Below are 20,699 nucleotides of genomic sequence, written 5' to 3' on the forward strand. Positions count from 1 at the left end.
GAGGTGACAGACATGAGTATGCGCGAACGAGCTTTCGAAGTCCGGCGTGCGACGCGCGCGAGCAGAGTGGCCGTGCTCGTGCTTTTGATCGCGGCCGTCATCGTGGCGAGCCTGCCCTACTGGGCCGGCCGCGACACGTTGCGCGATTTCACGCAGATCGCGGCCTACCTGGTCTTTGCGCTGATGTGGAACCTGCTCGCGGGCTACGGCGGCATGGTGTCGATCGGGCAGCAGGCTTACTTCGGCATCGGCGGATACGCGATGCTGATTCTCGCCAACTACGGCGGCATCTCGCCGTTTATCGCGGTGCCGATTGGCGCTGTCATCGCCGCTTTGATCGCCGTTCCGGTTTCGCTCGTGGCGTTCCGTTTGGAAGGCGGTTACTTCGCGATCGGGACATGGGTGATCGCGGAGGTATTCAGGTTAACGGTTGCGAACGTATCGTGGCTCGGCGGCGGATCGGGTACGAGTCTCACGGCGTTTCAGGGCGTGCCGCGCGTGTTGCGCGAATCGCTGACGCTATGGACGGCGCTCGCGATCGTCTCCGCAGCAATCGGTTTGCTGTATGTGTTCCTGCGTTCGAAACGTGGCCTCGCGCTCACCGCGATGCGCGACAACGCGATCGCTGCGAACAGCCAGGGCGTCGATGTGAAGCGTGCGCGGCTGGTGGTCTATCTGGTGTCGGCAGCGGGCACGGCACTCGCGGGCGGTCTCTATTTCGTCGGCAATCTGCGCATCTCGCCGGACGCCGCGTTCTCAGTGAACTGGACCGCGTTCGCAATCTTCATCGTGATGATCGGTGGTCTTGGCACGCTCGAAGGCCCGATCATCGGCACGCTCGTCTTCTTCCTTCTCAACAAGTTCCTGTCCTACTTCGGCACGTGGTATCTCATCGGTCTGGGCGCGCTGGCGATCGTCGTCACGATGTTCTTTCCCCAAGGTATCTGGGGGTACGTGTCGCGTCGTTTCGGCTGGCAGCTCTTCCCGGTTGCGCGGCACGTCGTGTTTATCGACAAGGCGCCGTCATCCTCGCGCGGCGAGGTCCATGCGGCGCATTCCGCTCCTTCCGTACCGCACTCCTGAGGCATCCACACCATGAAAGACCTGACCAATGACAACCTCACCGAAACCGTCATCGATGCGTTCAGCGGATGCGCCGAACCGAGGACGAAGGAAATCATCACCGCGCTCGTTCGTCATCTGCACGACTTCGCGCGCGAAGTGCGATTGACGCACGACGAGTGGCGCCATGGCATCGAGTTTCTGACCGCGACGGGCAAGAAGTGCGACGGCATCCGGCAGGAGTTCATCCTGCTGTCGGACACGCTCGGTTTCTCGATTGTGCTCGATGCGATCAACCAGCGCCATGAAGAACAGTCGACCGAGAGCAGCCTGCTCGGGCCGTTCTATCGCGATGGCGTGAAGGAAGCGGAGTTCGGCGCTGACATCGCACAGACGGAAGGCGACCCTGCTGTCTTTCGAGGGCGCGTGGTGGATGTGGATGGAAGACCGGTCGCCGGCGCGCTGATCGAGGTCTGGCAAACGGCCGCCAACGGCATGTACGAAGGACAGGACCCGGACCAGCCGGAGGGCAACCTGCGCGGCCGCTTTCATTCGAATGCAGCCGGCGAATACGCGTTCCGCTCGCTCAAGCCCACGAGCTATCCGATCCCCACTGACGGGCCCGTCGGACGAATGCTCGTCGCGACGGGCCGCCATCCGATGCGGCCCGCACATGTCCACTTCCGGATTGCCGCGCCCGGCTACGAGACGCTCACGACCGCGTTGTTTTCATCCGACGATCCGTATGTCGATTCCGATGCGGTGTTTGGCGTGAAGTCGTCGCTCGTCGTCGACTATGTGCCCAAAGAATCTCACTTCGATGTCGAACGTGACTTCGTGCTGATCGCAGCGAACCGGTCATGAACGATTCCACCGGAGACAACGCCCTTTGCGCACTCGACGACGTTCCGGACGGCGGCGGTATCGAAGCGGCGTCCGCAGTCCTCGTACTGCGTCGCGGTGACGATGCATGGGCCTATCGCAACGTCTGCCCGCACTTCTCGATCCCTCTGAACTACGAGCCGAACACGTTCTGGGCATACGGCGGCGAACTCGTGATGTGCGCGCATCACAGTGCGATGTTCCGCTTCGAGGACGGCGTCTGCATCGACGGACCTTGCCTGGGCGCACGCCTTACGCCGGTCCCGATTCGCATGGAGGACAGAAAAATATTCATCAACGATGGGGGAGAGAAGCATGAGGAAGGCAGGACATGTTCACATTAGGCTCGCATGCTGTGTGCTGATGGCGCTCACGGCGGCACACGCACAGGCACAAAGCAGCGTCACGTTGCAAGGGATGATCGACGGCGGCATCACTTACGTCAACAACCAGCACGGCAAATCGGTCACGTTCTTCGACAGCGGCATCTACGCACCGAACCTGTTGACGTTCAAGGGAACGGAAGACCTCGGCGGCGGCAACAAGGCGGTATTCGCACTGACCTCCCAGTTCGATCTCGGCAACGGATCGACCATCCCGGGCGCGGGGCAGATCTTCAATCGGACGGCATATGTGGGTTTGTCCAACGATAGCTACGGCACGCTCACGTTCGGCAATCAATACGACTTCATGTTCGAGACGCTGACGCTCGGTCTCTTCGACGGCGCGTTGCTCTTCGGCGGACTCTACGATTTTCGGCAGGGTCCGTTCAGCGCGCTCGGCGTGCCGAACAATCCCACCGGCGCCTTCGACTTCGACCGCATGGCAGGCGCCACGCGCGTGTCGAACGCGGTGAAATATCGAAGCCCTGATCTGTCAGGCTTCAATTTCGGCGCGTTGTATGGCTTCGGTGGCGTGCCTGGATCGTTCTCGGAGAATTCGTCGATCAGTTTCGGCGCGAGCTATCAGAACGGTCCGTTCGGAATCGGTGCCGCGTATGTCGAAGTCAAGTATCCGGAACTCGGCGAAGGTCACGACGGCATCCGCAACTTCGGCTTCGGCACGCACTACCAGCTCGGCAGCGTGCTCGGCATGCTCCTCTACACGAACACGAAGAACACGGCGAGCGGCGCGAAGATCGACGTCTACAAGGCAGGCGGCTTGTGGACGATCTCCGGTCCGTGGTCGGCCGGGCTCGACTATCAGTTCATGAAGGGCAACGAAGTCCTGTCGAACAACAAAGCGCATCAGGTGAGCTCTGCGGTGCAATATCATTTCTCGAAGGCGACGCTTGCCTACGTCGAAGCGATCTACCAGCGCGCAAGCGGCGACGGCGCTACGACGCGCGCGTGGATCAACGGATTGCTGCAACCGGATGCGGCGGCAAGCAACCGCTCGCAGACGCTGGCTCGAATCGGCTTGCAAACGAAGTTCTGACTGCATCAATCAATAAGAGCGGCCGCGGCCGCTCTTTTTCACATCATCACCGCGCAAGCCATTGATAGCGCTTCGTATCCGCATCCTCGTAGTCGGGATCGAGATAGATGAAGCAGCGCTGGATCTTGAAGTCGCGAATCTCGAACACATCGCACCAACGGCCCGCATGCGTCACACCCGCGCGCCACTCGACGCCGCCTTGTGTCGTGCCATAGCTCGTGCCTTCGACCACCACTGTATCGCCCTGCTGGATCACGTTCAGATACGCGAGATCGTGCTTGAATTTCGCGACGATCGAGCCGAGATCGGCGAAGAGCTTCTCGAATGCGTCTCGCCCCGATGCGATACCCCACTTCGGGAAGTACACTTCGGCGTGGTCGTCGAAGAGATCGAAGAAGGGAGCGCCTCGGTCGAGGCGGCGCAGATATTCCAGCGCGATGATCTTGCGTTGTTCGTCGTTCATGGTGGTTTCCATCGTTCGTCTCCTAAGTCAATGAAGTCGTTCAGTGCAGCGTCCGCAGATAAGCGATGATCTTCGCGCGTCGCGCCGGGTCGCCTTCGAAGTAGGTCATCGCATTGCCGGGCGCGACCGTTTGCGTATCGGTGAGCCACGCGTCGAGCAGCTTGTCGTCCCACACTTTGCTGGCCGCGGCCGCCTTCATGCCCGCTGAATACTTGAAGCCCGGCTCCGATGCGAACGGCTTGCCGAGGATGCCGAACAGGTTCGGCCCCTGCCCGTTCGGCTCACCTTTGCCGAACGTATGGCACACGGCGCAGTTGTTGGTCGTGAGTTTCTTGCCGATCGCGACGGTGTCTTGCGCGTCCTGCGCGTAGCTCGCTCCAGCGGCGAGAGCGAGCACGGCGCCAAGCACAAATTTTCGGTTCATGGTTTCGCTCCGGTTCAGATGGATGTCGAGGTTTCCGCATGCGCCGCGTTCGCCGCGCGATACGCAAAAGCGATGATCGGCCCGAGCGTGCCGCCGCCCGCCCAGTAAGCACGCGCCGACGCCGACGCGACACAATTGCCGACGCCATACAGCCCCTTGATCGGTGTGCCGCTTACATCGAGCACCTGTCCGTGCGAATTGGTCTTCGGGCCGCCCTTCGTATCGAGATTGCCGGCGACGATCAGCGCCGCGTAATACGGCCCCTTCGCGCTCAGCGGATACATCGTTTCGTTCTTCTGGTCCGCCTTCTTGCTGACGGGACCGTTGAACAGCTTTTCGACGATGCGCTCGCCGCGATGAAAGTCCGCATCCGCGCCGGTCTTGGCGAAGCCGTTGAAGCGCTTTATCGTCGTGTCGAGATTGCGGAGGAAGTCGTCGCTGAGATCCATCCCGCCGACCGCGCTCTTGTGCTTCGCAAGACGTTCGCGGATCGCGGTGGCAAGTTCGGGCAACGTGTTTCCACGCAACACGTGCCGGTCATTCGATCCCTTCGGCACGATCAGGCTGCCGTAGTCGTCGCTTGCGCAATGGTCCTGCGCCTGCTGGTCCCAGATTGAGATCAGCGCGAGATTCGGATACTCGCCCTTCGCGCCATCCCATTGCGAGAACGTCGCGCAGACCTCGTTGTACGCGAGCTTTTCGTTGACGACGCGCTTGCCATACTTGTTCACGTAGAGCATCGAATCCCCCGTCGGCGTAAAGATGCCGGAGAGCGAGCCGTCTTTCGCGATCGCCTTGTCGAGCGAGATCGGCGCCATCCACGAGTAGTTCATGTTGCGCAACTGCACGTCGAGCGCGCTGGAAATGCGCACGAAGTCACCTTCGTTGGTCGGCGCCGCGCAGCCGCCGTACACCGCGCCGTGCAGGAAGTTCTTGCGCAGTTCGGGATCGTGCGTGAAGCCGCCTGTCGCGAACACGACCGCCTTCTTCACGCGCGCGCGAAAATGCGTGCCTTCTTCGGTCTGCGCCTCGACGCCGATCACGGCGCCCTTGCCGTCCACCAGCACCTTCTGCACGCGATACCCTGTTCGAATGTCGATACCGTCGCGCCGCGCGGCCGTGCTCAGCGTGCGGATCGCAACGCGGCCGCCGTCCGACATGCTCGGCAAACCGTCCTTCGGGAACAGCACGCGGCCACGTGGCGCCTTGTCTTCGGGCAATTCGGCCCAATAGTCGGGCACCGATCCTTCATGGCGATACGGCAGCGCGCCCTTGCTCGCGAGCAGCTCGGCCGCGGGCGATGCGCTGTCGTAGATCGCCTCGCACATCTCGTACTCCCAGTCCGAAAGACCGAGCTTCGGCAGCGACGGATCGTATTGCTCGGGCCGCGAAAGCCGCGCCACGTAGCGCAGATAATCCGCTTTCGGATCGGCGATGCCGGCGCGCCGCATCGGCTCGTTGTTTGGCACCCAGTACCAGAACGCGGCCTTCGCCGCCGTACCGCCGACGCTGCCCGCCTTTTCGAGGATCGCCACGCGGTTGCCGAGCCAGCGCGAGAAGAGCGCGCACGGCAAGCCGCCGCCTCCGCCGCCGCACACGACGATGTCGTACTCCGCGTCGAACTTGAGTTCGCTGGCGGCTTTGGCGGACAGCGTCACCGCGCCGAACGCGGCCGCCGCGGTGCCCGCGCCCGCCGCCTTGATGAAGTTACGCCGCGATGCGGTGGGATGTTTCTTGTCATCGATCATGTTCGTCTCCTGAGTTTTCATATGCGGTTGATGCAAGGCGCGGCGCTCACCAGTAGTGCCACGCCTGCACCAGAATTCCGTTGGTGAGCGCGGTATTGCGGCCCGACACCGAGTGCTGGTATTGAATGGAAAGCTGGTCGTACATCTTTTGATGCAGGAACGGCAGGCTGTTCGGCTTGAACTGGAACAGCACGCCCGCGCCGACCGTCGTCTCGCGGCTCGCGCTGTTCGGCACCGCCGTGAGGGCGGTCTGGTTGAAAGTGCCGCCGCTCGTTTGATGATCGAAGGCGAAGAAGGGAATCGCGAACGGGTTATCGGGCGCCGAGATGCTGTAGCCGACGCGCAGATTCAGATGGAACGTGTTGCCCGGGCTAAGATCGTCCTGGCCGGAGCGCAGCGTGCGTCCGCGCAGGATGCCGCCGACCAGCAGATCGACGTTCACGTGGCCGTACCAGTCGTCGTAGAACACCGAAGGCCAGAACGACCACGTATTCGTCGATACGCTGTTCTGCCCGATCGGCACTTGCACGTACGCCTGAAAACCGAGCGTCGTCGCGGGCGCGGGGTTGTACCAGACGAGGCCGCCGAGCAGCGGATCGCCGATGCCGCTAGCTGAAAATTGCGATCCCTGCGAGCGGATCTCAGGCACCGTGATGCTGGCGTTGAAACCTACGTGGGGCAGCGAAGGCAGCTTCCAGTAGTGGATGAACGTCGAGAGCCCGACGAAGGTGTTCGTGCCCGGACCGTCGATCTGGTTGCCGTGTGAATCGAACGCGCGGCCCTCGTGATTCCATCCGAGGTTCTGGCCGAAGGAATCGTATGAGCCTTCGAAGTCCGAGCTGAATTGCCAGGTCTGAGGGCGGTCGGTCGCGAACGGGATGCCCGCTGCATGGGCCGTGCTTGCAAGCTGCATCGCGCACGTTGCGCTGATCATGGCGAGCGTCAGCGTTTCGCGTCGCAATCTCAGCGGTCGTTTGATCCTTCCCATCGTTGTCTCCGTATTTTGGTGTAATGAGCCACACCGTACGGCGACGCGATCATCGGGTCTTTCATGTTTCGCGGATTACAGATTCCTGCCGCATCGCGCGGCATCAGGGTCAACACTAGGCTGAAAAATACGCACGGCGCGTTCGCAAACGGCGACCCATTGGAGCGCCGCAGCGTGGCTATACTCGTGAAAAATGCACTATTTAGGCAATCGGAGACGACAAGTGAGGGCGACACCCCAGCCATCCACCCAGAGGCGAATCAACGGATTCAGCGCGGTATCCGGCGCGCCCGGGCTCGAATACTGCATCTCCGGCGGAACGCCCTACACGTTCGAAGTAGCCGATGCGCCCGACATGATCTGTCTGCTGCTCGGCACGATCGTTTCGGAGACGCGTTACGACGACGGCCCCGCGCTCCCCTTCACGTTTCAGGCGGAGACCGCTGCGTTCCATGCGCGCGGCGGCAGCATGCGGATCGAGGCGCAGCAGGTTCGGAACGGCTTCATCGCGTTTCGGTATCTCGACGCGTTTCAGCGCCATGCAAGCGCGACCCGCCGCATGGACAGCCGCAGCAACCTCGGAGCTGATGCGATCCGTCATCTGGTGCGCTATGCGCGCCTGAAAGTACCGGCCGATAGCGCTCTGCGCGTGGACCCGTGGGAGATGCAGTGCCTCGCGACACTTGCCTGGATCGAAACGACGCGGCATCTGGAGACCACCGCCGACAAGCGCACGCGCGGCATTTCCGACGCCGAATTTTCGCGCCTCGAACAGTACGTGACTGCCAACATTGAGGAGAGGCTGAGCTGCGCGGAGATCGCGGCGACGCTCGACTTGCCGGTGCGCGTGGTCTTCGAAGGCGTGAAGGCACGCACCGGGTATTCGCTTTATCGATTCGTGCTGGAAAAGCGGATCGATGCGGCGACGCAGCTGCTGCGCGCGACCGATACGCCGCTATGCGATGTCGCAGCGGCATGCGGATTCTCGTCACAGCAGCACATGACGGCGCTGTTCTCCGCGCGAATCGGGACGACGCCGCTGCGCTTGAGGAAGAACGCGCAGTAGCGTCGCTTAGTTGCTGCTGCCGGTAGGTGTCGAGAGCTTCCGCATCGCTTCGTCGACCGCCTTCTTCATGCTGAGCGTATCCGCGCCCTGACTCGGCGGATAGTCCTGCAAACTCTTCAAATGCGCCTGCAGAAATGGCACGCCCGCCGTCGGCGCCCACAGCTTCTGCGCGACGAACTTGCGGCCGATATAGCCCCACTCCGGCGACTCGGGGTCCATTTTCTCCTGCGGGTCCATCAGCAGGTTGAAGACGTACGGCACGCTCGGATAGGTCTTCTCGTTGAACCAGCTACCGTCCTTCTTGATGCCGATATGCATCTTCCACGCATCGACGCGGATCGCCATCAGGTCGGTTTCGTCGTAGTAGAAGAACTCGCGTCGCGCTGATTTATCGGTTTTCGCCGCCCAATAATCCAGATTGTTGTAGCCATCGAGATGAACCTTGTAGGTCGTGCCATTCATCTTGTAGCCCTTCAGCAGATCCTGTTTCAGGTTCGGCAAACCCGCGGCCGCGGCCAGCGTGACGAACAGGTCCTCATGGCTCTGGATGCCGTTCAGGTCCGTACCGGGCTTGATCACGGCGGGCCAGCGGATCAGGCACGGCACTCTCACGCCGCCCTCCCACGTCGTACCCTTTTCGCCGCGAAACGGCGCGTAGCCGCCGTCCGGCCACATCATCAGTTCGTTGCCGTTGTCGGTGGTGTAGACGACGATTGTGTTCTTCGACACCCCCATCTCGTCGAGCTTCTTGAGGATCATGCCGACCTGCTCGTCATGCTCCAGCATCTTCGCGCGCACGACGTCCTGTTCCGCGCGCCCTTCCGCCACTGCCTGTTGAAGGTACTTCATCTGCGGATGCGACCAGATGTGGATCGCCGTCGTGTTGAACCAGACGAAGAACGGCTTGCCCGTCTTGCCGGTGCGGTCCATCCAGTCGAGCGTTTGCGTGACGACTTCCGAATCGAACGTCTCCATGCGCTTGCGGGTCAGCGGCCCGGTGTTCTCGATGCGCTGCTTTCCGACGCGGCCGAATTTCGGATCGTCGGTGGAATCGTCGCTGCTCGTGGCCCATGTGTGCAGGACGCCGCGCGGTCCCACATCCTTCGTGTATTGCGGGTTGCGCTGGCCCGGATAGTCGAGCTCTTCCGGTTCCTCCTCGGCATTCAGGTGATACAGGTTGCCAAACCATTCATCGAAGCCATGCACGGTCGGCAGGAATTCGTTGCGGTCGCCGAGGTGGTTCTTGCCGAACTGCGCCGTCGCGTACCCTTGCGACTTCAGTACTTCGGCAAGCGTCGGGTCGGTCTTCTGAATGCCGCGCTTCGAACCGGGGATGCCGATCGTGGTCATGCCGGTGCGTATCGGCATCTGGCCCATGATGAACGCGGCACGGCCAGCAGTGCAACTCGGTTGCCCGTACTGGTCGGTGAAGAGCGCACCGTCGCGGGCGAGACTATCGATGTTGGGCGTGCGGCCCATCATGCCGTGATCGTAGGCGCCGACATTCCACATGCCTATGTCGTCTCCGAAGATCACGACGATGTTGGGCTTGTCAGTCGAGGTCTGGGCGGAGCCGAATGCGGGGAATAGCAGCGCTGTCAGCGAGAGGAATGCGGCGATTGTGAATCGGCCCAATGTCATGGAAGTCTCTCTTGTCCACCGCCGTGCCTGGAAAAAAATGACTTAGTTTCGACAAACCATTCAATCGCGCTGATCATTTCGATTTTTTGCGGAACGCAAGGGGCGTTCTTCAGGAACGGTAGTGCACGCGTTCCTGTTTTTCAAACTCAGTTACGTGAAAGATGGGGCGGCGCCTGATCGATGATTGTTTTACTTGTGACGACAGGACACGCCGGGAGACTGACCGCCCGGAACATATGATGAATGTTCCGAACCGGGAAAACGACGATCAGAGACCCGCTTACCCCATCAGAGCGCGAACGTGGGCAGCCGTCCCGGTCGCTAGTCCTTCGAGACTATAGCCACCCTCGAGAATCGAAACGATCCGTCCACGACAAGTCGATTCCGCGATCCGCATCAGCTCCAGCGTGATCCACTGAAAGTCGTCGTCCTCGAGGTTGAGGCCCGCGAGCGGGTCCAGCCGATGCGCATCGAACCCGGCGGAAATGATGATGAGTTCAGGATCGAACGCACGAATGGCCGGCAGCATGTCTGCTTCGATCCTTGAACGGAAGAGTCCGGAATCGCAGCCCGGCGGCAACGGCACGTTGACGATGTTATGGCTCACGCCGGTCTCGGATGCTCTGCCCGTGCCGGGATACAAAGGCGACTGATGGCTCGAAGCATACAAAAGCTCCGGACGGTTATAGAAAGCCGCCTGCGTGCCATTGCCATGATGAACGTCGAAATCGACGACTGCGACGCGCTCCAGCTTGTGCACGTCATACGCATAAGCGGCGGCGATCGCGGCCTGATTGAAGATGCAGAACCCCATCGCCCGCGCCGGTTCCGCATGATGACCGCACGGACGCGTCGCGCAGAACGCATTGCGCGCATCGCCGTTCATGACGGCATCGACGCTCGCGCAAGCCGCGCCCACGCAGCGCATCACGGCTTCCCACGATCCCGGCGACATCACCGTATCGCCGCCGTCGAGCGGCACGTAGCCGCGCTGCGGCGCGATCTCCGCAACTTGATCGATGAAGTCGCGATCGTGGATCAACTCGAGTTGCTCGAGTGTGCCCATCGGCGCGTCACGCCATTCGAGCGCCGCAAACGATGGCGAACGCAAGGCGCTCAGTACGGTCTCCAAGCGCTCCGGCGATTCTGGATGGCCAGGCCCCGGACGATGTTCCAGACAAGCGGCGTGGGTATAGACGAGGGTAGTGGTCATCAGCGATCGTGGTTATCGACGCGGGAATGCGGCGCATGGCAAGCTTAGTGCCATGCGCGCATCCGGAACAATCAGAGATTCTTTGCCGCACCATAGGGTGATCGTTATGGACCGCCGCTTGAGTCCGGAACTATTGAAATCCGGCGATCGCATGCGGTACATACGGCGCTTCGAGCCGCGCGATCTCCTCCGCCGACAGATTCAGCGAAAGCGCCGCGACCGCATCGGTCAGATGCGCGGGCTTCGATGCACCGATGATCGGCGTCGTCACCGTGTCCTTTTGCGCAACCCATGCGAGCGCGACCTGCGCGCGCGGCACGCCGCGTTCCGCCGCGACGGCAGCCACCGCTTCTATCACCGCGCGATCCGCATCGAGCGATGCCGCGTAGAGACCACTGCCGAAATCGTCGGTCTGCTGGCGCTCGGTGGTCTCGTTCCAGTCGCGCGTCAGGCGTCCTCGTGCAAGCGGGCTCCAAGGCATCACGCCGATACCCATGTCCTTGCACAGCGGCAGCATCTCGCGCTCTTCCTCGCGATACAGCAGGTTCAGGTGATTCTGCATCGTGACGAATGGAGTCCAGCCGCGTTCGCGCGAGAGATACAGCGCCTTGCTGAATTGCCACGCATACATCGAAGACGCCCCGATATAACGCGCCTTCCCCGCTTTCACGATATCGTGCAGCGCCTCAAGCGTTTCCTCGATCGGCGTGCCGTAATCCCAGCGATGGATCTGATATAGATCGACGTAATCCGTACCGAGGCGCCGCAAGCTGTTGTCGATCTCGTTGAATATCGCCTTTCGCGAGAGGCCCGCGCCGTTCGGCCCCGGACGCATCCGGTTGAACACCTTGGTCGCAATCACGAGGTCGTCGCGTTTGGTGAAATCGCGCAGCGCGCGGCCGACGATTTCCTCCGACGTGCCGTCCGAATACGTATTGGCGGTATCGAAGAAATTGATGCCTGCGTCCAGCGCCTGTTTGATCAACGGCCGGCTGCGGTCTTCGTCGAGCGTCCACGGATGCTTGCCGCGCGCGGGGTCGCCGTAGGTCATGCATCCGAGACAGAGGCGCGACACGTCGAGTCCGGTCGAGCCAAGCTTCACATAATCCATGCGTGTGCTCCTTGGTTTAAGGTCGCCGGCGGCTGCCTGACAGCGGCGCCATCTTCATGACAGGCAGCCTTCGGAGCGGCGGGGAGATGTCATCATAGCCGCGAGTAGCAATGCCCGCCGAAGCCCGTTTGCCCGCGACGCCCGCGCTGTTGATAACATAACGGCACTCTCCTCAAGCACGCCTTAAGCCGCATCGCATCAGCCGACATGAGCGACCTACCCCGCCGCATCGCGCACCTCGACATGGATGCGTTCTTCGCTTCCGTCGAATTGCTACGGTACCCCGAGTTGCGCGGGCAGGCGGTCGTGGTCGGCGGCGGGCACCGGTCGGAGCCGACCGTCGACGAGCATGGCACGCGCCACTTCGTCAGGCTGCGCGAGTACGCAGGCCGGGGCGTCGTGACGACCTCGACCTACGAGGCCCGCAAGCTCGGCGTGTTTTCCGCGATGGGCATGATGAAGGCGGCGCAACTCGCCCCCGACGCGATCCTGCTGCCGAGCAATTTCGATTCGTATCGGCACTACTCGGAGCTATTCAAGAGCGCCGTCGCGACGATCGCGCCACGCATCGAGAATCGCGGCATCGACGAAATTTATATCGATCTGACCGACGTGCCCGGCGAGACGCGCACGCTCGCCCAGCGTATCAAGCGCGTGGTCGCGGACACGACCGGTCTCTCGTGCTCGATCGCGGTCGCGCCCAACAAGCTGCTCGCGAAGATCGGCTCTGAACTCGACAAGCCCGACGGCCTGACTCTCCTCACCTTCGACGACCTGGAGACGCGCATCTGGCCGCTGCCCGCGAAGAAAGTAAACGGCATCGGGCCGAAAGCGAACGACCGGCTCGCGGCGCTCGGCATCCACACCGTCGGCGATATCGCCGCAGCCGATCCCGCGTTGCTTCAGCAGCACTTCGGTCTGAGCTACGCGACGTGGCTTACGCGCATCGCGGCAGGAATCGATGACCGCGAGATCGAGACATCGTCAGTGCCGCGTTCGAAGTCGCGCGAGACGACGTTTTCACGCGACCTGCATCCGCGCCGCGATCGGGCGGAGCTATCCGAGCGTTTCACCAATCTGTGCGTGCGCCTCGCGGAGGATCTCGAACGGCGCAATCTCACGTCGGCGTGCATCAGTATCAAGGTGCGGTTCAGCGACTTCCGCACGGTCACGCGCGATCACACGCTCGAAGCGGGCGTCGCAGATGCCGCGTCGATCCGGCGCGCCGCGACGGAATGTCTGAAGCGCGTCACGCTCGACCGGAGTATTCGTTTGCTAGGGGTAAAGGCGAGCGCTCTGTCGCAACAGAGCGTCGATGGGAGCGTGCCGAAGTGGGTGCAATCGGAGATGCAGTTCGACGCGTCCGGGGGAATTTGACGCGACGTACAGCGTGATGCCGTACGTCGCAGGAAGCGTTTAGTGACTCGCTGACTCCACCGCGCCGATGCCCGTCTCCGAGCGAACCGTCTGCGCTTCGAAGCCGGCCTTGTCGATGCGCGCGCGTTCCGACTTGTCGGTCACGGAGAAGAACCAGATCCCGAAGAACCCGGCCGCCATCGAGAAGAGCGCAGGCGATGCGTACGGGAACGGCGCGCTCGCGTAATGGAACACATCGACCCATACCGCCTTCGAGAGCACCGTCAGCACCACCGCACACAGAAGCCCCATGAAGCCGCCAAGCGCAGCGCCACGCGTCGTGCAGCCGCTCCACAGCACCGACATGAACAGCACCGGGAAGTTAGCCGACGCGGCGACAGCAAACGCCAGCGACACCATGAACGCGATGTTCTGCTTCTCGAACACGATGCCGAGCACCACCGCGACGATGCCAAGCACGACCGTCGTCACACGCGAGACACGCAATTCGCTAGAGCTGGTTGCGTTGCCCTTCTTGAACACGGTGGCATACAGATCGTGCGAAACCGCCGATGCCCCCGCCAATGTCAATCCGGCGACGACCGCGAGAATCGTCGCGAACGCCACGGCCGAGATGAAGCCGAGGAACACGTTGCCGCCCACCGCGCTCGCAAGATGCACGGCCGCCATGTTCGCGCCGCCGAGCAACTGCTTGCCGCCCGCGTCCTTGAAGATCGGGTTTGTACCGACCAGCACGATCGCGCCGAAGCCGATGATGAAGGTCAGGATGTAGAAGTAGCCGATCCAAGTCGTCGCCCAGAACACCGACTTGCGCGCTTCCTTCGCGTTGGGCACCGTGAAGAAGCGCATCAGGATGTGCGGGAGGCCAGCCGTGCCGAACATCAGCGCGATGCCGAACGAGATCGCCGAGATCGGGTCCTTGATGAAGTTGCCCGGCGCCATGATCGAGTCTTTCTTGTCATGGACTTCCACGGCCTTGGCGAACAGCGCCTCGGGGCTGAAGTGGAATTGCGCGAGCACCATGAACGCCATGAACGTCGCACCCGCGAGCAGCAGGCAGGCCTTGATGATCTGCACCCAGGTGGTTGCCGTCATGCCGCCGAAGAGCACGTACACCATCATCAAAGCGCCCACGATCACGACCGCGATCCAGTATTCGAGCCCGAACAGCAGCTTGATGAGCTGCCCCGCGCCGACCATCTGCGCGATCAGGTAGAACGCGACGACCACGAGCGTGCCCGACGCGGCGAACGCGCGAATCGGCGTTTGCTTGAAGCGGTACGCGGCAACGTCGGCGAACGTGAAGCGGCCGAGGTTGCGCAGGCGCTCCGCCATCAGGAACGTGATGATCGGCCAGCCGACGAGAAAACCGATCGAGTAGATGAGGCCGTCGTAGCCGTTCGCGTAGACCGCTGCCGAAATGCCGAGAAACGACGCCGCCGACATGAAGTCCCCCGCGATCGCGAGGCCGTTCTGAAAGCCCGTAATGCCGCCGCCCGCCGTGTAGAACTCAGCGGCGGACTTGGTTTTGGCCGCGGCCCATTTGGTGATGAAAAGCGTCGCGATGACGAATACGACGAACATCCCGATCGCCGTCCAGTTCGTCGGCTGCTTGACGGCCTGGCCGAGGTCTCCGCCCGCGGCCATCGCACCCGCCGACAGCGTCAGCAGCGCGCCCGCAGTAACGTGATGAAGTGCTTTCACTTTCATGCGGCCTCCCGCTTGATCTTGTCGGTCAGATCGTCGTATGTATTGTTGGCGTGACGCACATAGAGGCCCGTAATGACCACCGTGAACACGATGACGAAGAGCCCGAGCGGAATGCCGAGCGTCATGACGCCGCTGCCGAGCTTCTTCGCGAGCAGTTCCTTGTCGAAGGCGATCAAGAGAACGTATCCGTAGTACACGACGAGGACGGCCGCGGTCAGCGTCCATCCGAGCTTCGAGCGCTTGTTCACGAGTTCGTGATAGCGCGGGTTCGACTTGATCTTGCGGACGAGGTCTTCTTCCATTTTGTCTCCTGCCGTGACTCTTTCATTGTCATACGCTGCCCGGAAGACTTGCGGGCGCCGGTTGCGGGCGCCGTTTCTTCGGAAGATCCCTTGCAGCAGTTTTTGCCGCGCTGGAACAGGTAACGCTCAGCGGTGCATGTCGCTACGTTAAGCATGTCCGCTTACCCGCTTCTTACGCGGAGCCTTTCATTTGACCGGGGTTTACGCGTGCGCGGGTTTTCCATGAGGCGCACCGCCGGGGCCGGTTGCAGAAGGGAATCCCGGCATCGTTCGACCGTTCGTTTCCTCCGATCGTTACTCTCGTGATAACAGTCGCGTCCCGAACGTCATTGAACCGCAAGCTCCCGCTCCCTAGACTTGGCTTCATGTCCTGAGCGAGAGTCCCTATGTCCAGTCAAAGTCAGACCCCGTCCCGCTGGGCCACGCGCCGTGCGGAAAAACATCGCCGGCTTGCGCGAGTCGCATCGATCGCGGATGGCATGGTGCTGCCCACCGAGCGCATCGTCGATGTCCTGCAGGCGCTCGTCGCCACGGGTGACCGCGTGGTCGTCGAAGGGAACAACCAGAAGCAGGCGGATTTTCTGTCGCGTTCGCTCGCGAAGGTCGATCCGGAAGTCGTCCACGACCTGCATCTCATCATTCCGAGCGTGAGCCGCGCCGAGCATCTCGATCTCTTTGAACGGGGCATCGCGCGAAAGCTCGACTTCGCGTATGCCGGCGCGCAAAGCCTGCGCATCTCGCAGTTCCTCCAGGATGGCATCCTCGAGATCGGCGCGATCCATACCTACATCGAGCTCTATGCGCGGCTCTACGTCGATCTCACGCCGAACGTCGTGCTGTGCGCGGGCTACAAGGCCGATCGCGCGGGCAATCTCTACATGGGCCCGAGCACCGAGGATTCGCCCTCGCTCATCGAAGCCGCCGCGTTTCGCGACGGCATCGTGATCGCGCAGGTCAACGAGATCGTCGACGATCCGAAGGACCTGCCGCGCGTCGATATCCCCGGCTCGTGGGTCGATTTCGTCGTGCAGGCCGACAAGCCGTTTTTCATCGAGCCGCTCTTCACGCGCGATCCGCGCCTCATTACGCCGATCCAGGTGTTGATGGCGATGATGGCGATTCGCGGCATCTACGAGAAGCATCAGGTGCAGTCGCTCAATCACGGCATCGGCTTCAACACGGCCGCGATCGAACTGATCCTGCCGACGTATGGCGAGAAACTCGGCCTCAAGGGCAAGATCTGCCGCAACTGGACGCTCAACCCGCATCCGACTTTGATCCCCGCGATCGAAACCGGTTGGGTCGAGAGCGTGCATTGCTTCGGCGGCGAGCTCGGCATGGAAGCGTATGTCGCCGCGCGGCCCGATATCTTCTTCACCGGCCGGGACGGCTCCATGCGCTCCAATCGCACGATGTGCCAGCTCGCGGGGCAATATGCGGTGGACATGTTCATCGGCTCGACGTTGCAGATGGATGGCGAAGGCAACTCGTCTACTGTCACGCACGGACGGCTTACCGGCTTCGGCGGCGCGCCGAACATGGGCCACGATCCGCACGGCCGTCGTCACGCGACGCCCGCATGGCTCGACCTGCTGCAAACGAACAGCCCGCTCGAACGCGGCCGCAAGCTCGTCGTGCAGATGGTCGAGACGTTCCAGGCGGGCGGCCAGCCGACGATCGTCGAATCGATCGACGCTGTCGATGTCGGGCGCGAATCCGGCATGCCGCTCGCGCCCGTGATGATCTACGGCGACGACGTCACGCACGTGCTGACCGAGGAAGGCATCGCGTATCTGTACAAGGCGCGCTCGCTCGACCATCGCAAGGAGATGATCGCGGCCGTTTCCGGTGTCACGCCGATCGGGCTGAAGAGCGACGCAGGCAAGCTCGCCGCGCTGCGCCGCGACGGTTTCGTCGCACTGCCCGAAGACCTCGGCATCCATCGCAGCGAAGCGAGCCGGTCGCTGCTCGCCGCGAAGAGCATGGCCGATATCGTCGACTGGTCGGACGGACTGTACGAGCCGCCCGCACGCTTTCGGAGCTGGTAATGCGCGAGCACCTCGCACTCAACGCAGCTCGGCCGCTGCGCCGCGCACCGGCCTTGGCGGACCTTTTCGGCACGCATGTGGTGGAGGCTCTGCTCGACGAAGTGACGCTTGCGCCGAAGCCCGGCCTCGTCGATATCCGCAGCCGCGGCGCGCATCACGATCTCGACTGGAAACTGATGTGCGTATCGGCGCTCGCATTGCAGCCGACGTTCGTCGAGATGGCGTGTGCGGGAATCGAAATTGAGCCGCTGCTCGCGCTGCGCGAACGTATCGGCGCGATCGGACGCGTAGGTGAAACACGTATGCTCGACGCGACCGGCGGCGTGAATACGCATCGCGGTGCGATCTGGGCGCTCGGGCTGCTCGTGACCGCAGCGGCACGCGAGCCTTTGGATCTGGCGCCGCAAGCCGTCGCGGCACGCGCTGGATCGATCGCTCGCGTGCAGGATCGCCACGCGCCGGCGATCACCGGCAACAAGGGCGAGCAGGCGTGCCTCGACTATAACGTCGGCGGCGCACGCGGACAGGCGCAGGCGGGCTTTCCGCATGTCGTGGATATCGCGCTGCCGGAACTCGTGCGTTCGCGCTCGCGTGGCGACAGCGAAACGGCCGCGCGCCTCAACGCATTGCTCGCCGTGATGGCGACACTCGACGACACCTGCGTCCTCGCGCGCGGCGGACCGAACGCGCTGGCCGAGATGCAGCACGGAGCACGGCGCGTGCTGGAACAAGGCGGCGCAGCAGCGCTCGCGGGACGCCGCGAACTGAAGGCACTGGACCGGCGTCTCGTGGAACTGCACGTTTCGCCCGGTGGCGCCGCCGACCTGCTCGCCGCAGCCCTCTTTCTCGACCGGCTTCAAAGCGAAGCCAATCATCAGTCGAACGCATAGGAACACACATGGAAACCATCGTCCTCGAATTCCCGGCGGGGCAGCCCGCACAAGGGCGCGCGCTCGTGGGCGTCGTCGCTTCGGGAGACCTCGAAGTGCTGCTCGAAGCGAACGCGGCGAACCGCACCGTCGTGAACGTCACGACTTCCGTCGACGGCAAGGGCCGCCTCTGGCAGGCCGTGCTCGAACGCATCTTCGGCGACGGGTCGCTGCCCGCCGCGAAGCTCGAAATCAACGATTCGGGCGCGACGCCCGGCGTCGTGCAGATGCGCATCGGGCAGGTCTTCGAACAACTGAAATCAAACGGCGGAGCGTGAAGATCATGGACACACAGCAACTGCTCGACCGCCAGAGCTTCATCGAACTGGATGCCCGCAGCCGCGCGAAAAAGCTGCTCGACGCAGGCACGTACAGCGAACTGCTCGATCCGTTCCAGCGCGTCACGTCGCCGTGGCTCATGCGCCAGGGCATCGTGACGCAGGCCGACGACGGCATGGTGGTCGCGAAAGGCACCATCGACGGGCAGCCCGCCGTCGTGCTCGGTATCGACGGCGGATTCCAGGGCGGCAGCATGGGCGAGGTGTCGGCGGCGAAGATCGCGGGCAGCCTCGAACTCGCCGCCGAGGACAACCGCAACGGCATCCCGACGCGCGCCGTCATCCTCTTCGAAACGGGCGGCGTGCGCTTGCAGGAAGCGAATCTCGGACTCGCGGCGATCGCGGAGATTCACGCGGGCATCGTCGACTTGCGGCGCTACCAGCCGGTGATCGGCATCACGGCGGGTCCGATCGGCTGCTACGGCGGCATGTCGATCGCAGCGGGCCTGTGCAGTTACCTGATCGGCACCCGCGAAGCGCGCCTCGGCCTCAACGGCCCAGCCGTCATCGAACAGGAAGCGGGCATCGCCGAATTCGATTCACGCGACCGTCCGATGATCTGGAGCTTCACCGGCTGCGAGCAGCGGCATCGCACGGGACTCGTCGATGACTACGTCGCCGACGACGCCGACGCGATCCGCGCGGCCGTCATCGATTTGTTTCGCGCGGGGCGGCCCGAGGCATGCCGCAGCGAACGCGTCGCGGGATTCCTCGCGCGGCTTTCCGAAGTCGATCCAGGCGTGCAGGCCACGCCCGAACAGGCGGCCGCCATCTACGGCAAGGGGTTTCAGTCATGAGCACACAAGAGCTTTCGAAGCGCGGCGCAGTCTGGCTCGACGCGCTCACTTACAGCGCGCCGCTGCAGGACGGCTATCCCCCGTCGGTGCGGGTCGCCGATGCGCGGCTCGGCGACCATCCCGCGCGCTTCATCGCTGTGGTGCCCGATCCGGACAACCCGTATCCGCGAGCGCGCAGCGGTGAGGTCGGTCTCATCGAAGGATGGGAGGTGGCGCGCGCGGTGCGTGAAGTGGTCAATGCGGACAGCAAGCGAGATGAGAAGCGCGCGATCGTCGCGGTGATCGACGTGGCGAGTCAAGCATACGGACGCCGCGAGGAAGCGTATGGCATCCACCAGGCGCTCGCCGGTGCCGCCGATGCCTACGCGAGCGCGCGGCTCGCGGGTCATCCGGTGATCGGGCTGATCGTGGGGCGGGCGATGTCGGGGGCATTTCTCGCGCATGGTTATCAGGCTAACCGACTGATCGCGCTTGCCGATCCGAAGGTCATGGTCCATGCGATGGGAAAGGAATCGGCGGCGCGGGTGACGCTGCGCTCGGTCGCCGATCTCGAAGCGTTCACGGCACGCGTCCCGCCGATGGCTTATGACATCGACAACTACGCGTCGCTCGGGCTGCTGTGGAAGCTGTTGAGCGTAGGCAACGCCGATGCGCCTGGCAGTGCGGATCAGGCCACCGTTGAGAACGCGTTGCAGGCCGCTTATGACGATATCCGCAACGATCCTTCACGGGGATTGGAAAGCCGGCTCGGCAGCGAGCATCGTGCTGCCTCCTCGGCGGTGCGGCGCAAGTTGCGGGAGCAATGGCAGTAGGTCGGGGGCGCTGGGGCTGGGGTGGGGTTGTTAACACCGTTTGATGTTGATGCGCTTCGATGGAACTTGGTTTCTTTACGGTTTATTAGCTCTGCCCCTGTCCGGGGCGGGACTCACTTTCTTTGCTGCTGCAAAGAAAGTAAGCAAAGAAAGCAGCTTCCAACCGCCAATACTAACCAATCCATCACTAGCGTTTGATTGGGATTGGCACTGGAGAGTAAGTGTCGCCCTCACGGTGGAACCCGGCTTGGCTCGCGGACCCACTGTGGCAACGCGCAGTACAACGGACCGGTGCAGCAGTCATACATCCGTCCTCGCGCTACGCGCTCAGACGTTGGGTGCACCGCGCAG

Annotated in this window: 20 protein-coding genes; 11 read left to right on the top strand and 9 right to left on the bottom strand. The window is 62.7% G+C overall.

The features are described from left to right. The first annotated feature begins 12 nt into the window (after positions 1-12). The 4 genes from AWB65_RS07510 to AWB65_RS07525 are packed head-to-tail and all read left to right on the top strand — an operon-like array spanning position 13 to position 3,381. Positions 13-1,083: a branched-chain amino acid ABC transporter permease gene (locus tag AWB65_RS07510; protein ID WP_087666539.1), complete on the top strand. Its 1,071-nt coding sequence runs from the start codon at positions 13-15 to the stop codon at positions 1,081-1,083. 12 nt (positions 1,084-1,095) lie between these two features. Further along, positions 1,096-1,926: an intradiol ring-cleavage dioxygenase gene (locus AWB65_RS07515; RefSeq protein ID WP_087666540.1), complete on the top strand. Its 831-nt coding sequence runs from the start codon at positions 1,096-1,098 to the stop codon at positions 1,924-1,926. Further along, positions 1,923-2,288 carry a Rieske (2Fe-2S) protein gene (locus AWB65_RS07520; protein WP_087666541.1) on the top strand — a complete coding sequence of 122 codons (366 nt, stop codon included), beginning with the start codon at positions 1,923-1,925 and terminating at the stop codon, positions 2,286-2,288. Before AWB65_RS07515 ends, AWB65_RS07520 begins: the two co-directional genes overlap by 4 nt. Beyond that, complete coding sequence (locus AWB65_RS07525; RefSeq protein ID WP_200821680.1) at positions 2,260-3,381, top strand: porin; 1,122 nt, start codon at positions 2,260-2,262, stop codon at positions 3,379-3,381. The genes AWB65_RS07520 and AWB65_RS07525 overlap by 29 nt, the downstream gene beginning before the upstream one ends. A gap of 46 nt (positions 3,382-3,427) precedes the next feature. Here the strand turns inward: AWB65_RS07525 and AWB65_RS07530 are convergent, their stop codons facing one another. The 4 genes from AWB65_RS07530 to AWB65_RS07545 are packed head-to-tail and all read right to left on the bottom strand — an operon-like array spanning position 3,428 to position 7,004. Further along, positions 3,428-3,856: a nuclear transport factor 2 family protein gene (locus AWB65_RS07530; protein ID WP_087666543.1), complete on the bottom strand. Its 429-nt coding sequence runs from the start codon at positions 3,854-3,856 to the stop codon at positions 3,428-3,430. 28 nt (positions 3,857-3,884) lie between these two features. Continuing rightward, the gene (locus tag AWB65_RS07535) at positions 3,885-4,268 is read right to left on the bottom strand and encodes a c-type cytochrome (RefSeq protein WP_087666544.1); all 384 of its coding nucleotides are present in this window, start codon (positions 4,266-4,268) and stop codon (positions 3,885-3,887) included. A 14-nt stretch (positions 4,269-4,282) separates the two neighbouring features. Then, positions 4,283-6,016, bottom strand: a complete 1,734-nt coding sequence (locus AWB65_RS07540; protein WP_087666545.1) for an FAD-dependent oxidoreductase — start codon at positions 6,014-6,016, stop codon at positions 4,283-4,285. 46 nt (positions 6,017-6,062) lie between these two features. Beyond that, complete coding sequence (locus tag AWB65_RS07545) at positions 6,063-7,004, bottom strand: transporter (RefSeq protein WP_235007537.1); 942 nt, start codon at positions 7,002-7,004, stop codon at positions 6,063-6,065. A gap of 223 nt (positions 7,005-7,227) precedes the next feature. On the opposite strand from AWB65_RS07545, the gene AWB65_RS07550 reads away from it, so the two are divergent. Further along, a complete protein-coding gene (locus tag AWB65_RS07550) occupies positions 7,228-8,070 on the top strand; it encodes an AraC family transcriptional regulator (RefSeq protein ID WP_235007538.1) in 843 nt (280 codons plus the stop codon). 6 nt (positions 8,071-8,076) lie between these two features. Here AWB65_RS07550 and AWB65_RS07555 read toward each other — a convergent pair whose 3' ends face one another. From AWB65_RS07555 to AWB65_RS07565, 3 genes are all read right to left on the bottom strand, one after another. After that, on the bottom strand, positions 8,077-9,711 hold the full coding sequence (locus tag AWB65_RS07555) for an arylsulfatase (protein ID WP_087666547.1): 1,635 nt from the start codon (positions 9,709-9,711) through the stop codon (positions 8,077-8,079). A 280-nt stretch (positions 9,712-9,991) separates the two neighbouring features. Further along, the gene (locus AWB65_RS07560) at positions 9,992-10,924 is read right to left on the bottom strand and encodes a histone deacetylase family protein (RefSeq protein ID WP_087666548.1); all 933 of its coding nucleotides are present in this window, start codon (positions 10,922-10,924) and stop codon (positions 9,992-9,994) included. Between the two features lie 130 nt (positions 10,925-11,054). Beyond that, positions 11,055-12,035 carry an aldo/keto reductase gene (locus AWB65_RS07565; protein ID WP_087666549.1) on the bottom strand — a complete coding sequence of 327 codons (981 nt, stop codon included), beginning with the start codon at positions 12,033-12,035 and terminating at the stop codon, positions 11,055-11,057. Positions 12,036-12,242: 207 nt separating this feature from the next. Here AWB65_RS07565 and dinB point away from each other — a divergent pair, with 207 nt between their 5' ends. After that, positions 12,243-13,412: a DNA polymerase IV gene (gene dinB / locus AWB65_RS07570; RefSeq protein ID WP_087666550.1), complete on the top strand. Its 1,170-nt coding sequence runs from the start codon at positions 12,243-12,245 to the stop codon at positions 13,410-13,412. A gap of 39 nt (positions 13,413-13,451) precedes the next feature. On the opposite strand, the gene AWB65_RS07575 is transcribed toward dinB, so the two are convergent. Next, positions 13,452-15,122: a cation acetate symporter gene (locus AWB65_RS07575; RefSeq protein WP_200821681.1), complete on the bottom strand. Its 1,671-nt coding sequence runs from the start codon at positions 15,120-15,122 to the stop codon at positions 13,452-13,454. Beyond that, positions 15,119-15,424: a DUF485 domain-containing protein gene (locus AWB65_RS07580; protein WP_087657012.1), complete on the bottom strand. Its 306-nt coding sequence runs from the start codon at positions 15,422-15,424 to the stop codon at positions 15,119-15,121. The genes AWB65_RS07575 and AWB65_RS07580 overlap by 4 nt, the downstream gene beginning before the upstream one ends. A gap of 386 nt (positions 15,425-15,810) precedes the next feature. Between AWB65_RS07580 and mdcA the strand changes: the two genes are divergently transcribed. The 5 genes from mdcA to mdcE are packed head-to-tail and all read left to right on the top strand — an operon-like array spanning position 15,811 to position 20,348. Then, positions 15,811-17,472 (top strand): malonate decarboxylase subunit alpha, encoded by a 1,662-nt coding sequence (gene mdcA / locus AWB65_RS07585; RefSeq protein ID WP_087666551.1) that lies wholly within the window; start codon positions 15,811-15,813, stop codon positions 17,470-17,472. Further along, positions 17,472-18,362 carry a triphosphoribosyl-dephospho-CoA synthase gene (locus AWB65_RS07590; protein WP_087666552.1) on the top strand — a complete coding sequence of 297 codons (891 nt, stop codon included), beginning with the start codon at positions 17,472-17,474 and terminating at the stop codon, positions 18,360-18,362. Before mdcA ends, AWB65_RS07590 begins: the two co-directional genes overlap by 1 nt. Positions 18,363-18,370: 8 nt before the next feature. Continuing rightward, the gene (locus AWB65_RS07595; protein WP_087666553.1) at positions 18,371-18,679 is read left to right on the top strand and encodes a malonate decarboxylase subunit delta; all 309 of its coding nucleotides are present in this window, start codon (positions 18,371-18,373) and stop codon (positions 18,677-18,679) included. Between the two features lie 5 nt (positions 18,680-18,684). Then, the gene (locus tag AWB65_RS07600) at positions 18,685-19,536 is read left to right on the top strand and encodes a biotin-independent malonate decarboxylase subunit beta (RefSeq protein ID WP_087666575.1); all 852 of its coding nucleotides are present in this window, start codon (positions 18,685-18,687) and stop codon (positions 19,534-19,536) included. Next, on the top strand, positions 19,533-20,348 hold the full coding sequence (mdcE, locus tag AWB65_RS07605) for a biotin-independent malonate decarboxylase subunit gamma (protein ID WP_087666554.1): 816 nt from the start codon (positions 19,533-19,535) through the stop codon (positions 20,346-20,348). The genes AWB65_RS07600 and mdcE overlap by 4 nt, the downstream gene beginning before the upstream one ends. Positions 20,349-20,699 lie beyond the last annotated feature (351 nt).

The organism is Caballeronia humi (genome assembly GCF_001544475.1).
In the GTDB taxonomy this organism is placed as follows: Bacteria; Pseudomonadota; Gammaproteobacteria; order Burkholderiales; family Burkholderiaceae; genus Caballeronia; species Caballeronia humi.